Genomic DNA, 14,059 nt, shown 5'->3' with positions numbered 1-14,059 from the left:
TCAGTACTCAAAATTTGATATATAATCTTTATATGGAGGGATGGAGGTATGAAGGTAATATTGTTAAAAAATGTTAAAGGTGTTGGTAAAGAAGGAGAAGTAGTTGAAGTTGCTGATGGTTACGGTCGTAATTTTTTGATTCCCCGAGGATTAGCAAAAGAAGCAACTGAGGGTAATCTGGCCGATTTGAAACATAAGAAAAAAGTTGAGAAAAAGAAACAGGAGAAAGAATTAAAAGAGGCTCAAGATTTGAAGGCCAGGATGGAGAAAAATGTATTTGAGATAAAGGTTAAAGCTGGTGAAAATGGCCGTCTATTCGGTTCTGTAACCAGTTCAGATATTGCAAAAGCTTTAAAAAAGGAAGGTTTTAATGTAGATAAACGGAAAATTGAACTTAAAGAAAATATTAAGGAATTAGGTATGCATAAAGTTGATGTCAAATTACATCGGGAAGTTACTGCTACACTTAAGGTGAAGGTTGTGGAAGCCTAGTTTAGAAGGAAAGGGGCAAAAAATGAAAGATTTGATTCAGAGGATATTTAAAAAAAGCGGCATGACTGAAAAGGATTTTGAGTTAAATCAATTGCGTCGTCAGGTTACGGTTCTTTTTAGTTTGCTCTCGAATTTATATGGAGCAGATAAACTTGTTTTAAAGGCAGGAAAATTGGAAGCTTTAAACCTGATGCGTTCTACTGATCTAGCAGAGCGGGTAGTAGCATTGCAGAGAATTGTATTTGAAGACCCTACTATTGATGAGATTCCATCTGAAAAAGAGATTCCCGCAATTTTAGAAGAGATAGAAGATGGAATTGCCGATATTATTGCCCGTAAGACAGTGGAAGAAAAAATTGAGCGTCAGGTTACGGAAAAGATGCAGGAGAAGCATAATGAGTATATTCAGGAGATTAAAAAACAGATTGTTCGGGAGTCTGAAGGAGCTGATAACCCTCAGACTTTAAAAAAATATGCCGAATTGGAGAAATTGGAACAGAGGGGTCTTTCGCGCTCTGCAATGGAATTACTTCGTCCAACTAGTTTAGAAGAGATTGTTGGCCAGGAGAGGGCAATTAAGGCCCTGATGTCTAAAGTGGCATCTCCGTATCCACAGCATGTTATCTTATATGGCCCTCCGGGAGTGGGCAAAACTACTGCTGCCCGTTTGGTTTTAGAGGCAGCTAAAAAGATGCCCCGGACACCCTTTGATGAAGAGGCAAAATTTGTGGAGGTAGATGGTTCTACCCTCCGGTGGGATCCAAGGGAAGTAACTAACCCACTGCTGGGTTCTGTCCATGACCCTATATATCAGGGAGCACGAAAGAATCTGGCTGATATAGGTATTCCAGAACCTAAGCTGGGGCTGGTAACTGAAGCTCATGGCGGTGTTCTTTTTATTGATGAGTTGGGCGAGATGGATCCGATGCTTCAGAATAAACTGCTGAAAGTTATGGAGGACAAGCGTGTTTATTTTGAGTCTTCTTATTATGATCCTACTGATGAAAGTGTTCCTCAATACATTAAGAAATTATTTGAAGATGGGGCACCTGCAGATTTTCTTCTGATTGGTGCAACGACACGGGATCCATCAGAAATTAATCCTGCTTTCCGGTCCCGTGCAGCAGAGGTTTTCTTTGAACCGCTGACACCTGAGCATATTAAAAAGATCGTAAATAATGCAGCGGCTAAATTAAAGGTAAAACTTGAAGTGGGTGTGGATGAAGTAATTAGCACCTATACTGTTGAGGGTCGGAAAGCGATCAATATTCTGGCAGATGCTTATGGCCTGGCATTATATGAACTGAATCAAGCTGGCAAGGGAGAAGAAGAGACTGAGATTACTATTACAAAAGACCATATCTATGAAGTGGCTCAGATTAGTCGCTTAACGCCTTATGTAAGTATTAAAGGTTCTGATACTCTGGAAGTTGGTAAGATTTTTGGTTTGGGAGTGAGTGGCTATCTGGGCTCGGTGATCGAGATAGAAGCTATTGCTTTTAAAGCTTCAGAAAAAGGTAAAGGCCGGTTGAGATTTAATGAGACAGCTGGCAGTATGGCAAAAGACTCTGTCTTTAATGCGGCCTCTGTGGTTCGGAAATTGACAGGAAAGGATATTGCTGATTATGATATTCATGTGAATGTGGTTGGTGGAGGTCGAATTGACGGTCCATCTGCAGGTGTTGCAATTGTTTTAGCTATTATTAGTGCTATTGAAAATAGGCCCATACGTCAGGATATTGCAGTAACAGGTGAAATTTCTATACAGGGCCGGGTTAAGCCAGTAGGTGGAGTGTTTGAAAAGATTTACGGCGCTCAACGGGCTGGAATCCGACAGGTCTTTGTGCCAAAGGACAATGCTAATGATATACCGAAAGATTGTAAAGGTATAGAGATTACTGTAGTAGATAGAGTGGAAGAGATCATTGATCTGGTTATGCCACCGTTGAAGAAAAAAGCAAAGGTAAGTTAAATTGGCCAGCACGAAAGTGCTGGTTTTTTAATGTCCAGAAAATTATACTTTTTGCAGTTAATCACGAATATAATTTTATGAAAATTTATAAAATGGTATAAATATTTAAGTATAAAAGGGAAGGAGTTATGATGTTTGCTAAAAAGAATCTACTTTTTTTACTCCTCTTATTAATTCTCATTACTGTTTCAACCTGGTTGCTACCAGCAAGTTATTTTAAGGAGGTCTTTTTTTATATGCCCGGCAGTTTATATAGTTAGAGGGTTTAAGTCACTTGTGTATTGAATCAACCGGAAGCACTAGCTGAGAGATAAGGTGTTAGCGTGAGGTGGAGTCTGAAGGGTCTTAAGTCAAAGATCTGAACAAAACTAAAGCGAACCGGCAGGTGTCAGTAGGTGAGCAGACAAAATGTAGCGAAGTCCAATAGTTGATAAGCTGGTCAATGTCAGGATGGTTGTTTAGATGGAAACTATATGGATGATGCAGGAAGGTCTTGGATTATCTTTGAATTAATCAGTGTGAAGGAAATCAAAATATACCCCGAATTGATGCAAAAAGTCAAATGACCACATAGTAGTGGAATTAATGCTTGACATCTAAGTTTGCAATATATAAAATAAAATTTATAATGCGTTTTATTTTTGATGTTTTTACTAAATACAGCATTTTATAAAAAAGAATTCTATATATTCTGATTAAAAATTTTAAAAGATTTGGGAAGTCAAATCGCCTTGCCTGATACGGGTAATTTTCGAAGAGACACCCAATCAGCTCTCAAGAACTGTGGATATACATAAAATAAAATTAAAAGGAGGGCTTTTTGTGAGTAAAAGTATCGGTTTATTACTATTTATCTTTTTATGTGTTGTTTTAATTTTCATTTTCATAAATAATGAAAGAAATTATACTTATAATTTAGATACGATTAGTGATTTGGTTAGTTGTGGAAATAAAATATATCTTGTAGGGGTAAGTCAAGGAATAAGAGGCCAGGAAATCAAAGGAGTAATTCATGAAAATCAAAATATAGTATATTTTAAAGTAAGAGATTACTTTAATAATAAGTACAATGTTAACGGGATCGAAAATGGTTTTATTTATTTGGCAGTTGATAAAAATAAAAATAATATTTACTTTTTAGATACAGCAGCTAGGGTAATTGAAATCAAACAAGATACAGAAGAAATGCCAAAAATTTTTATTGACCTGGATAATGTAGCATCAGGAAGTAGTTTAGATGGGTGGGCTATTGGTCTAAATGAAGAAAAAATTGTGGTTGCAAATCCTTCCAAAAACCAGCTACAAATATATGACATGAATGGTGATATGATTAAAAGTATAAATTTACCAGATTTAAGTAGATTAAATCGAGCTTTTGTCATGGATTCTATTGGTAATATTTATTACCTTTCTAAAACAGCTATATATAAGTTTTCCACTCAGTTAGATCTGATTAAAAAAATACCTATTCAATTACCTAAAAATGTAAAAGATTTCACATATCATGAACCTTCAAAAAGCTTGTATTTTACTACTGGAGGACCTATTATTCATATTTTCTCTTTAACAGATTATAGTTGGCATAAAAAAATGATTATGTTTAGGGCAGAAAGATTGGCTGCTGAGGCAGGTAAAATATTTTTCATTAAAGAAAATCAAATTACTATACGTAGATTTAAATAATTTAATTCATTTAAAATTTCTTGAGCCCCTAATAATACACCGAACATGAACGCTCATATAGAGTTATTTTATAACATTTTAGATAATGAGTGTTTAATTGTTTAAAGGAGAATGTCGGGCAGTATTAAAAAGTAATTATAATAATACTATAAAGCTATAGAAAAGGTTGTTTGAAACCTGTTTATTTAGTTTTGATAATGATATAAATAAACCGTATTTTCATAAAAAACAGCGTCTGAAAGTCTGATATTTATGGAGCTTTCAGACGCTGTTTTCATCAAAAAACACTTTATCATCAATTTAGATGTTAATTGTTATTTCTAACATGTTCAATCAAAAATTTTCTTAAGTCTTTCTTCAAAAAGATCTGGCGGATAGTCTTCAAGTCTATCAAGAAGGTTTATTACTTTTTCCAGTTGTTCTTCAGTAATTAGACCCCGCTCATGCAAAGCCAGATAGGCTTCGGTAAAGTAAAAGCAAAAATCCCTTACCGAATATTTTGGGTTATTCTTCATTCGGTATCATTCCTTCATAAGATAGGTTCTCTGGATCCACGAAGCGGGTATAAATATCCTCAAAGAGGAGGGTGACACTACCGGTTGAGCCGGTTCGGGCTTTAGCGACGATAATCTCTGCATGATTTTCTGTTCCCTCTTCCCGAGCCTTTTCCCGGGCTGCTATACTGGTATGGGCATGACGGTAAATAAAGATTACACTATCTGCAACCTCTTCAATGTTACCAGAATCCCGTAGATCAGAGAGAATAGGACGCTTATCCTGACGGGAACTGAAACTCCGGCTGAGCTGGGATAAGAGGATAATGGGACATCCTAATTCAGAAGCCAAGTTACGTAATTGGACAACCACCTTACCGATCTGTCGAGCTGTAGATTCGTTGGGGTTAACGTCAGTAAGGGAGATCAGCTGCAAATAATCTATTATAACCAGGGATAGTTTTCCTAATTGAGCTTTAAATTTGCGCAGACGGGCACGGATCTGGGAAACGTTTAAACCTCTTTCATCTGAGATTAATAGTGGTAAACCGTGGAGCCGATCCAGGGCTTTAGAAATTCGCTGATCTTCTTCTTCATTGGTCTCACCCTGGGAATATTTCCAACCATGGACACTGGCTTCAGCCAGGATCATCCTGTCTATAATTTCTATTGCATCCATCTCCAGACTGATTATCGCTACAGGTTCGTTACGCTTGAGCACATTCTGTGCTATATTGAGGGCAAAGGTGGTCTTACCCATAGAGGTAGAGGCTGCAAGAACGATTAAATGTCCTGGTTTAAAGCCGCCGATTAGTTTATCTAAGGACATAAAGCCTGTCTGTAGACCTCTATCCACCTGATTGTGTTTCCGGTTAATATAAGCTTCAAAGGCCTCTAATAGGGCTTCATCCATGGTATAAATGTGTTTATTGGTATTTACGGTTTCAGTGGTAGCCTGGAAGATTAAATCCTGGGCCCGGGCCTGGTATTCATCTATCGACAGATCTTCTTTTTCAATGATTTTTTCAATTTTTTTTGCTGCTTTAAGCAGTAAATTTTTATGATAATGGGTCTTAACCAGTTCAACGGCAGGTTCTAGCTCTGAAAGAGCTACATAGCCGCTGGTCAAATCCCTGATTAATTCATCAGGATCTTTGACAATTCCCTGTTTTTTCAGTTGAATGTATAGTTTTGTTCTGGAAAGACGGCTGTCGGTATGATACTGCTCTAACAGCATTTCATAGATCATCTGGGCCCGTGGGTTGGAGAAATGATGGGGGCGTAAAGTATCAGCGATTTCATCAATTTTTTCTGGATGCTGTAAAATAATCCCTAGAATTTGAAACTCCTGGCGGTGAATATCCAGTTCCATAGATTTTTGAGGAAGTTCTGATTTTTCAATAGCCATTATTGATCAGCTCCTTGTTTTGATAGAGCAATTTGGCCCCGTACATCTCCGATCAGCTGATAATAATCACAGGTTTCTACAATCCGGTCAAAGATTCGCTCGCCCATAAGTCCCATCCTTTTAGAGAGTTCATTGGGAGAAAAATTAGATGTGACGATGAATGGTCGCTCTTCCCGATAACGTTTGTCAATAATTTGATACAGGGTGGAACTGGTGAATTCAGTAATATATTCTGTTCCCAGATCATCTATTAAAAGAACAGGAACTTCCTGTAATTGTCGTAATATTTTATCAGCGGTGACCTGACTTTCAGGATGAAAACTAGTTTTGATGGTTTGAATTAGATCACTATAGACAATATAGCGAATCTCTATATCCCGGTCGATGAGATAGTTAGCTATACATCCTAAAAGATAAGATTTTCCACTTCCTGTATTACCTTCAATGAGAAGTCCCCTCATATTTTTGCCTTCTTCAAAATTGTAGGCAAAATTTTTAGCTGCATCGAAGACCAGTTTAGCATTTTCTCTGATAGAACGTTCGGGATTGTCCTGCATTGGTTCAGTTGAATAAAGGTTTAAATTCAGATCTTGAAAATTGGCTCGTTCTAACCGCTTAGGTAGGCCAGAACGGCTTAAAAGAACCTGACGACGGTGTTTAAAAGAGCAGCGACAGGGCATAGTAACCCCTTTTTTTAAAACTCGACCGGTATCCATACAGTGAGGACAATCCCATTTAGGTTCTTTAAAATCAGCGGGAACATTATATTTTTTCAACAGTTCCTGATATTTCTCTTCTAATGCTTTAATTTCTTCTTTTAAAGAAGAGAGGGATTTTGATGGATCTAGATTTTTTTTCAGCAGATGTTGGATCTGTAAAAGACGGTATTCTTTTTTTAATCTCTGGAGGTATTCATCTACTTCTTTAATTTCTGGATATTTTTGATATATAAGATTTCGATTTCTTTCAGCTTCCAGATATTTTTTTCTCACTTTGTCATCATATAAATCTATGTTAAATTGAAAACCCATAAAATTTACCCCCAATCATTTTAAGGACAGATTAATTCTTACGGAAACGTGTATAATCTTTTCCCAGATGCCATTTACTTTCTTTAGTATCCCGGGTTGGGAGTTTTTCTTTATAGGAAGTGATGGGTTTGGTTGAACGTTGAAGTAAAAACTCTCTTGCTTCTTCTACAGTTTTAATCTTATGTTCTTTGAAAGGTTTAATAAAGTTATCTTCAATATAATTTAGAGAAGGTCGTCCATCACTTTTGCGCCGGATAGCTTCTTGAATGGCAAATCTAGCAACTTCTACACTCAAGGCAAAATCATCTTCGGATTCAGCATTAATCCAGCTATGAATAGTCTTTAAATGAGTTCGGGTAATTTCATTAAATTTTTCAATACCGAATTCTTCAATTAAAGACCTGGTTTCGCGATAGATTTTATCTGATTCTACAAGATCAGGAAGGGTAAATATCTGATCAGCAATCCATTCGTTGGCTATTTTTTGCATATATGCCTTACAGTTTAACTCAGGATCTCTTTTTTTTGCTTCATCGGTTCTACGAATTAATTCTTTAATAACTTCTTTATCAAAAGTATTAAACCAGTAGTCTATTTCATTTCTAAATTCTGCATCCAGATTCTGGATAGGTATCATTGCGGAAATAGCTCTGACCAGATCTTTTTCTGAAAAAGCTTTTTGTTTTAAAATATATTTGATTACATCATCTTCGGAATTGGATTTTTGATTGAAATTTAAATCTAAATCATCGGAGAAACTTTCATTTGAAATAACAGCTGGAGATTTAGCTAGAGTAATAGTATAGCTTTTTTCTGTATCTATATTTTCTTTTAGTTTGATATACCCCTGAGTTTCCAGCATTTTTAATGTTAGCTCTATCTCTATAGGTGAATGAGGTAAGTAGTTGGCCATTTTAGTTGGGGTAGTTGTTAAAGAAAAGTCCTGACCTATATGGGTCAGAAGATAAATATAGACTGAAAGCATACTTCCGGGTAAATTTTTTAAAAAACCAGCATCTACTGCTTTTCGGGTTAGCTCAACAGATTGATTGATTCGAATTGAATGGCTGCCATCTTGATTCAAAATCAATTCCTGTGTGTGATTGATCTTTAATTGTCCTGATAATTTCATGGTCCATCACTCACTTTTATTTACGGTCTTGTACATTATAATAATTATTTCTTTTTTTCTTAAAAGAATCCTTCCTTCAAAAAATGTCAATCTGGGGAGAAAGTTTTAAGGATTATGTTGTTACAGGTTTTTGGTAAATTTTAAAGAAAAATTTAGAAAAAATAAATAACACAAGGAGGAAAATAAGATATAATATAGAATAACAAAATATAGAAAATTAAAAGAGGTGATAATTAATTATGGAAGAAAGAAAACTTTTTAATAAAAATTTTTTACTATTATGGATTGGACAAAGCACTTCAATTTTAGGAAATCGAATTCATCATATGGCTGTAATTTTCTGGTTACAATTTAAATATAATTCAACATTTTTGCTGGGGACTGTAATGAGCATAACTACTTTAACAATGGCCTTAGTTAGTTCTTTAGCGGGGGTTATAGTTGATCGGTATTCACGAAAATGGATTATTATTATATCAGATTTATTGAGTGGTTTTCTTGTGTTCATTATTGCTATTCTAGCTTTTTTTGATCAGTTGAGAGGATGGCATTTGATTTTTTTTGCGCCTTTTTTAGCCTCTTGCTCAGCTTTCTTGCTTCCGGCAATTCAATCAGTGTATCCTGATATTGTCAATGAGAAGGATTTGCTAAGAGCCAATTCGATAAATAGCATTTCCAGTAGAATTTTTCAAATAATTGGTCCGGGGATTGCCGGTGTAATATATCAGTTATTTTCTATTGGGTTTTTGTTTTTAATTGATAGTTTGACTTTTTTAATTTCCGGATTTTTAGAAATATTTATAGATATTCCTGCCTCCAGAAAAGTTGAAAGAAAAAAAAATTCTTTTATTATAGACTTCGAAAATGGAATTAATTTAATTTTAAAAAACAAAAGTTTGCTGGCTGTTATCGTTTATACAGCCATGTTGAATATATTTGGTGCTCCATTGTTGGTTGTTTTGCCTAAATACTTGCAGTATAATTTGAAAGCTACACCAATATTGGCTGCTTTTATTTTTTCGGCAAAACCTCTAGGGTCTTTTCTTGCATTATTCTTTACTTCACTGGTAGCTCCTGATCGTAAGAGCCAGTGGAATTTATTTTTATATTCATCTTTAGGTGTATGGATTTTAACAGCTTTATGTGGTGTTATTATTAATGGATATTTTGTAATTATTGCCTATATTTTAATGGGTGTATTGAATGTTTTTTCTCACATGACATTAAACACAAATTTGCAGTTATATGTTTCAAGGGAAGAACGGGGAAGATTTTTTGGATTGTTTGGTACAATGGCACTGGCTTTTTCTCCTTTATCCATGTTTGTAATGGGAGTAATTGGTCAGTATGTTAATGTTCCTTATATTTACATAGTTGCAGGTCTTATTAATATTGCAATTATACTTTATTTATGTATTTTTCATACTGAATTTAGAGAAATATTTCAATTGTCAAAAGAACGGCTTAATACTCTTGAATCAATAAATAGTTAATTTAGTTAATCTGCAAGAGGCTAAATTCCTTTCAAGATAAAATTATTAGAGTAGGGGGTGAAATAATGTCCAAAAAGAAGTTGAAATTGGATTTAGTGATTGAAGAAGTTGAAGAAAACTTTGCTCTTTATGGTGGTTCTGGTGGTGTAACTGCTCAACATTATTGGGCATGGACTGAACCTGAATAAATTTTCTTACTGTTTAAGACTACTTAACAATAAAACTTAACAATAAAAAACAAAGAAAGGAGAGAGGAATTTATGCCTCTTGTAGGTTTAGATAGTTTAAAAATTTATTTGACAAACAAGTGTCAACTATCTTGTGAATATTGTAATCATAAAAAAGATAATGATCATATGACTCTAGAAATAGCAAAAAAAATTATTAAGAAAATCAATAAAAATAATATTAAAGAAATAATATTTTTTGGAGGAGAACCATTATTAAATTTTCCAGTGCTCAAATATTTTGTTGAACAATTATGTCCTAATGTTGCTTTAGGATTTACAACTAACGCTATAGCTTTGAAAGGAGAAATAGCTGAGTTCTTGGCAAAAAATCCTGAGGTAAAGGTTCAGATAAGTCTTGACCCGGACATGAGTGCTAGAACAAAGCAATATAGTGATATTATTATAGAAAATACTAGAAAGTTTATTCGGAAAATACATGCACAAGGTGGGGTTGTAGAAGTAAATTCTGTGATAAAATATGATTATTTTGATTTATATAAAGAAAAGTTTTATGATTATTTACTTTATGATTTAGAATTTGATTTAGTAAATAGTTGTTTTTATGGCAAGAAAAAAGAGCCACAGGGCTTAAAGGTTTGGCCAGAATTATGCAAAGAAATTGAAGATTGGCTTTTAAAAGGGTATCGTCCTCCTTATTGTGGAATAGATGGATATATAAGAATAAATTATGAAGATGCAGAGAAAATTGGTGGATGTTTCTATTGTAGAAGTTGTACAAAGGAAATAACTATTGCTCCAGATGGTTCTCTTTATGCATGTTATCAATTTTATAAATTAAGGAAATTTATAATCGGGCATATTGATTCGGGAATTGATTATCAAAAAAGAAGGGAATGGTTTTTACTAAAAAAACAAAGATATAGCAGTTGCTTAAAGTGTGATTATTTCCAGGTGTGTCGCGGAGGATGTGGATATAGTCATTATTTAGAAACCGGAAATTTTCATACAAATGGTTTAAATACTTGTCATTCTAGGAAAAGTTATTTCGATATTGGGAAACAAATATATTTAAACGTAGTGAAAAGAGGATCAAAAAATAATTTAAACTTTTTAAAGTCCAGGCGACTATGGAGAGGATATTATAAAAGATATTTTGATAATCTTGGGGATCTGGACTTAAAAGATATAAAATTAAGCAATGAATTACAAAAGGAATTGAAGTCAAATTTACCTTCGAGAGATAGTTTTAATATTTATTTAATTCGACCTGGTTATTATACTTTATATATATATGGTCGGAACAAATTGTACAAAATAGATGAAAAGCTTGCATCTTTACTTGAAATAGGTGGAAATAATGGCATTGAATATGCTATTGCTTTTTTAAATAAAAAATTTAAAATACCATTAAATCAGTCTATTGAATTTGCGCGAGAGGGGCTTGCTAAAATAAAAAGTTTATTTTAAGGAGTGTGAAATTAGTGAACGATATAAATAAATTAGCATATTTTCATAGATTATCAATTACTATCAAGGATAACAAGGGAAAAGAATTTTTTGGGTATCTTGAGGGAGTATCTCCGGATTATCTAATCATTAGGGGGATTTCAAGAGTTAAATATACTCCCTTATACACATCCTTTATTTTATATTATTTTAATTATTCCAATGAGATTGTTACTCAATGTTTCAAGAACTTAATACTTGATTCTCCTGAATTAATTGGGCCAGAAATATATAAATTGAAAATAAAACAACTAACAGAAGAACAAAGAAATTTTCTAAATAATTTTACTTTTTATACAAAAGATTCTATAAAAAAAATACATATTTCTAATCAATTAGATTTATCTTTTGAGCTAGCTTTTAATTTAGTAAACCCAAAACTTGAGGATTTACTTAATATTTATGCTGTGAGAGATATTTTTGAATTCATAAAGGAAAAAATGGCCTTAGAAAATACGTTAATTGGAAAATTGAAATTAAATAGAGTTTATTATGGTCATGAGTTTTGCCCTAGATTGTTACCTTCGACTGAAAAATTAGAGTATATTTTGAGAAAAGTTAAGGATGAAAAACTGGAGTTGACATTTGTTACACCTACCTTATATCAAAAATATGAAAGACAATTTGAAATATTATTTGACTTTATAGATCATTGGGGCCAAAGACATGGAAAGGTAATCGAAGTTGTTTTCAATAATTGGGGAACTTTTCAATTATTGAAAGGAAAAAAGTTTATTAAACCTGTTTTAGGTAGATTATTAGTCAAAATGAAGAGAGATCCAAGATACTCATATGAAAAAAATGAAATATTTAAAAGGTGTAAGGATAATTTTCGATATGGAGATTTAAGTGTACATGTTTACCAAAAATTTTTATATACGCAAGGGATTGAACAAGTTGAAATAGATTGTTTACCCCAAGGTTTTCCTTTAGATTTATCAAAAGGAAACTCAATAAAACTGCATCTTCATTTTCCCTTTTATACTATAGCTTTCTCTAGAATGTGTTTGCTTGGGGTATTAGATAGAGATTTTAAAACATTACACTCATTTCAACAACCTTGTAATTATAATTGCCGTGATTATAGTTATGAGGTTGATTTTTTGGATAAGGTTAGAGTTAAAGAAGATTTGGGTGCTGTGCGTAGTAAAAGTTTGATTAAAGGTAGAGGTTTTTTTAGTCAATTTCATAATTGGAAGAGTAATTTTGATTTTGCTTTGGCACATAATAAAAATATTAACCGGTTGATATTTTATCATGAAATGCCATATTAAAGAAAGAACATTTCTGTAATAAAAAATAATTGAAATAGACATAAAAAAGTTTCCTTAGGTATATAATACAGGGTATTGGCGAAGCATTGACCTCTAAATTAAAAACTAAGAAGATACTTCAAAGTAAATTATATAAAAAAAGAAAAATTATGTAAGTAAAAAAACAACTTTAGTAGTTGGAATTGATATTTCAAGGAAAAAATATGTTATAAGAGTCTAGGATTATCATGGAATTGAGTATGATAAGGATTTGAGTATTGATAGTACTCAGATGGAAATCTAAAATAAAACAATAAATATTACACAATCCATCGAAATAAATTTTTGAAGAAAAAGTAATTTTTGATATTATTTTAAAGAAGGAGGAGAAAGTTGCCTATGTATATACAGACTCCATTAAATTCAGCAGAAGATGTAGAAGCTTTAGTTCGAGCTGGGGCAAATGAATTTTACTGTGGTGTTGTACCAATAGATTGGAAAGAAAAATATGGTTTCGAAATTCCACTTAATTGTCGTAGTATGTACCCTTGGGCAAATTTTGCATCGATAGAAGAATTGGCAGAAGCAGTAAAAAGATCGCACTATTTTGGAAAAAAAATTTTAGTTACCTTTAATGAGAATAGTTATACTCAATCTCAGGTTACTTATATTTTAAATTTAATAGAAAAATTAGTTGATTTATCTGTCGATGGTGTAATTGTATCAAATTTACCTCTTTTATTAGCTATAAATGAAAAAAAATATCCAATAAAAATAGTTTTAAGTGGAGAAGCAAATTGTACAAGTATTGCTGCAACTCATTTTTACAAAGATTTAAATGTTGAAAGAATAGTCTTTCCTCGGCATGTGTTAATTAAAGAGATGAATCAAATTATACTTGCAAATAAAAATTTGGAGTATGAAGCATTTTTATTAAATGAAGGTTGTTTTTTTAATGGGGGGTATTGTTATTCAATTCATCATGTATGTTATTCACCACTCTGCCGTACTTGCATATTTAAGTTAAAGAAAAATGTTAATAAAGTAGATCCTTATTTATTTGAAAAAACAAAAATTGAAGGTGTTATTAAGTATAATGCTGATGCTATTATCAAATATAATAATGTTAAAATTACAAAATGTGGTTTGTGTTCTATAAAATTATTAAAATATATTTCAGTAAAATACTTAAAATTGGTGGGTAGAACAGCGTTTTTAGAGGATCGTATTAAATGGGTACAAATTATTAGAAAAGCAATCCAAATGGCAGAACAAATTAATGATTTTGATGAATATAGAGATGCTTGTATAGAAGAGTTTTTTGGTGAATCAAGTGCAGAAATCTGTGATCAAAAATTTTTATGTTATTATCCTGATCAGTATTCATTAGAACATTTATAAAAG

The 14,059-nt window shown here is 32.9% G+C and carries 12 protein-coding genes; 8 read left to right on the top strand and 4 right to left on the bottom strand.

Annotated elements, in window-relative coordinates; translation table 11 throughout:
- The first annotated feature begins 48 nt into the window (after positions 1 to 48).
- The 3 genes from rplI (at position 49) to BBF96_RS13320 (ending at position 4,147) form a co-directional block, all read left to right on the top strand.
- Positions 49 to 492 (top strand): 50S ribosomal protein L9, encoded by a 444-nt coding sequence (gene rplI / locus BBF96_RS13330; RefSeq protein WP_127017624.1) that lies wholly within the window; start codon positions 49 to 51, stop codon positions 490 to 492.
- Between the two features lie 22 nt (positions 493 to 514).
- Positions 515 to 2,464, top strand: coding sequence for a Lon family ATP-dependent protease (gene lonC, locus BBF96_RS13325; protein WP_127017623.1), 1,950 nt, complete (start codon positions 515 to 517; stop codon positions 2,462 to 2,464).
- An 822-nt stretch (positions 2,465 to 3,286) separates the two neighbouring features.
- Entirely contained in the window at positions 3,287 to 4,147 is an 861-nt protein-coding gene (locus tag BBF96_RS13320; RefSeq protein WP_127017622.1) for a hypothetical protein, read from the top strand.
- 329 nt (positions 4,148 to 4,476) lie between these two features.
- Here the strand turns inward: BBF96_RS13320 and BBF96_RS13315 are convergent, their stop codons facing one another.
- From BBF96_RS13315 to BBF96_RS13300, 4 genes are read right to left on the bottom strand one after another with little or no spacing between them, the layout of a single operon-like run.
- The gene (locus BBF96_RS13315) at positions 4,477 to 4,662 is read right to left on the bottom strand and encodes a hypothetical protein (RefSeq protein ID WP_127017621.1); all 186 of its coding nucleotides are present in this window, start codon (positions 4,660 to 4,662) and stop codon (positions 4,477 to 4,479) included.
- Positions 4,652 to 6,049 carry a replicative DNA helicase gene (locus BBF96_RS13310; protein ID WP_127017620.1) on the bottom strand — a complete coding sequence of 466 codons (1,398 nt, stop codon included), beginning with the start codon at positions 6,047 to 6,049 and terminating at the stop codon, positions 4,652 to 4,654. Before BBF96_RS13310 ends, BBF96_RS13315 begins: the two co-directional genes overlap by 11 nt.
- Positions 6,049 to 7,080: an ATP-binding protein gene (locus BBF96_RS13305; protein ID WP_127017619.1), complete on the bottom strand. Its 1,032-nt coding sequence runs from the start codon at positions 7,078 to 7,080 to the stop codon at positions 6,049 to 6,051. The genes BBF96_RS13310 and BBF96_RS13305 overlap by 1 nt, the downstream gene beginning before the upstream one ends.
- A gap of 31 nt (positions 7,081 to 7,111) precedes the next feature.
- Positions 7,112 to 8,212, bottom strand: coding sequence for a DnaD domain-containing protein (locus BBF96_RS13300; protein ID WP_127017618.1), 1,101 nt, complete (start codon positions 8,210 to 8,212; stop codon positions 7,112 to 7,114).
- Between the two features lie 239 nt (positions 8,213 to 8,451).
- Here BBF96_RS13300 and BBF96_RS13295 point away from each other — a divergent pair, with 239 nt between their 5' ends.
- The 5 genes from BBF96_RS13295 (at position 8,452) to BBF96_RS13280 (ending at position 14,056) form a co-directional block, all read left to right on the top strand.
- On the top strand, positions 8,452 to 9,705 hold the full coding sequence (locus BBF96_RS13295; protein WP_127017617.1) for an MFS transporter: 1,254 nt from the start codon (positions 8,452 to 8,454) through the stop codon (positions 9,703 to 9,705).
- A 65-nt stretch (positions 9,706 to 9,770) separates the two neighbouring features.
- On the top strand, positions 9,771 to 9,893 hold the full coding sequence (locus tag BBF96_RS17165; RefSeq protein WP_257791991.1) for a hypothetical protein: 123 nt from the start codon (positions 9,771 to 9,773) through the stop codon (positions 9,891 to 9,893).
- Between the two features lie 72 nt (positions 9,894 to 9,965).
- Complete coding sequence (locus BBF96_RS13290; RefSeq protein WP_127017616.1) at positions 9,966 to 11,363, top strand: radical SAM/SPASM domain-containing protein; 1,398 nt, start codon at positions 9,966 to 9,968, stop codon at positions 11,361 to 11,363.
- Positions 11,364 to 11,377: 14 nt separating this feature from the next.
- Complete coding sequence (locus tag BBF96_RS13285) at positions 11,378 to 12,676, top strand: hypothetical protein (protein WP_127017615.1); 1,299 nt, start codon at positions 11,378 to 11,380, stop codon at positions 12,674 to 12,676.
- 378 nt (positions 12,677 to 13,054) lie between these two features.
- The gene (locus BBF96_RS13280) at positions 13,055 to 14,056 is read left to right on the top strand and encodes a U32 family peptidase (RefSeq protein WP_127017614.1); all 1,002 of its coding nucleotides are present in this window, start codon (positions 13,055 to 13,057) and stop codon (positions 14,054 to 14,056) included.
- Positions 14,057 to 14,059 lie beyond the last annotated feature (3 nt).

The organism is Anoxybacter fermentans, from assembly GCF_003991135.1.
Lineage (GTDB): Bacteria > Bacillota > Halanaerobiia > DY22613 > DY22613 > Anoxybacter > Anoxybacter fermentans.
This window is presented reverse-complemented; position numbering and strand designations above follow the sequence as displayed.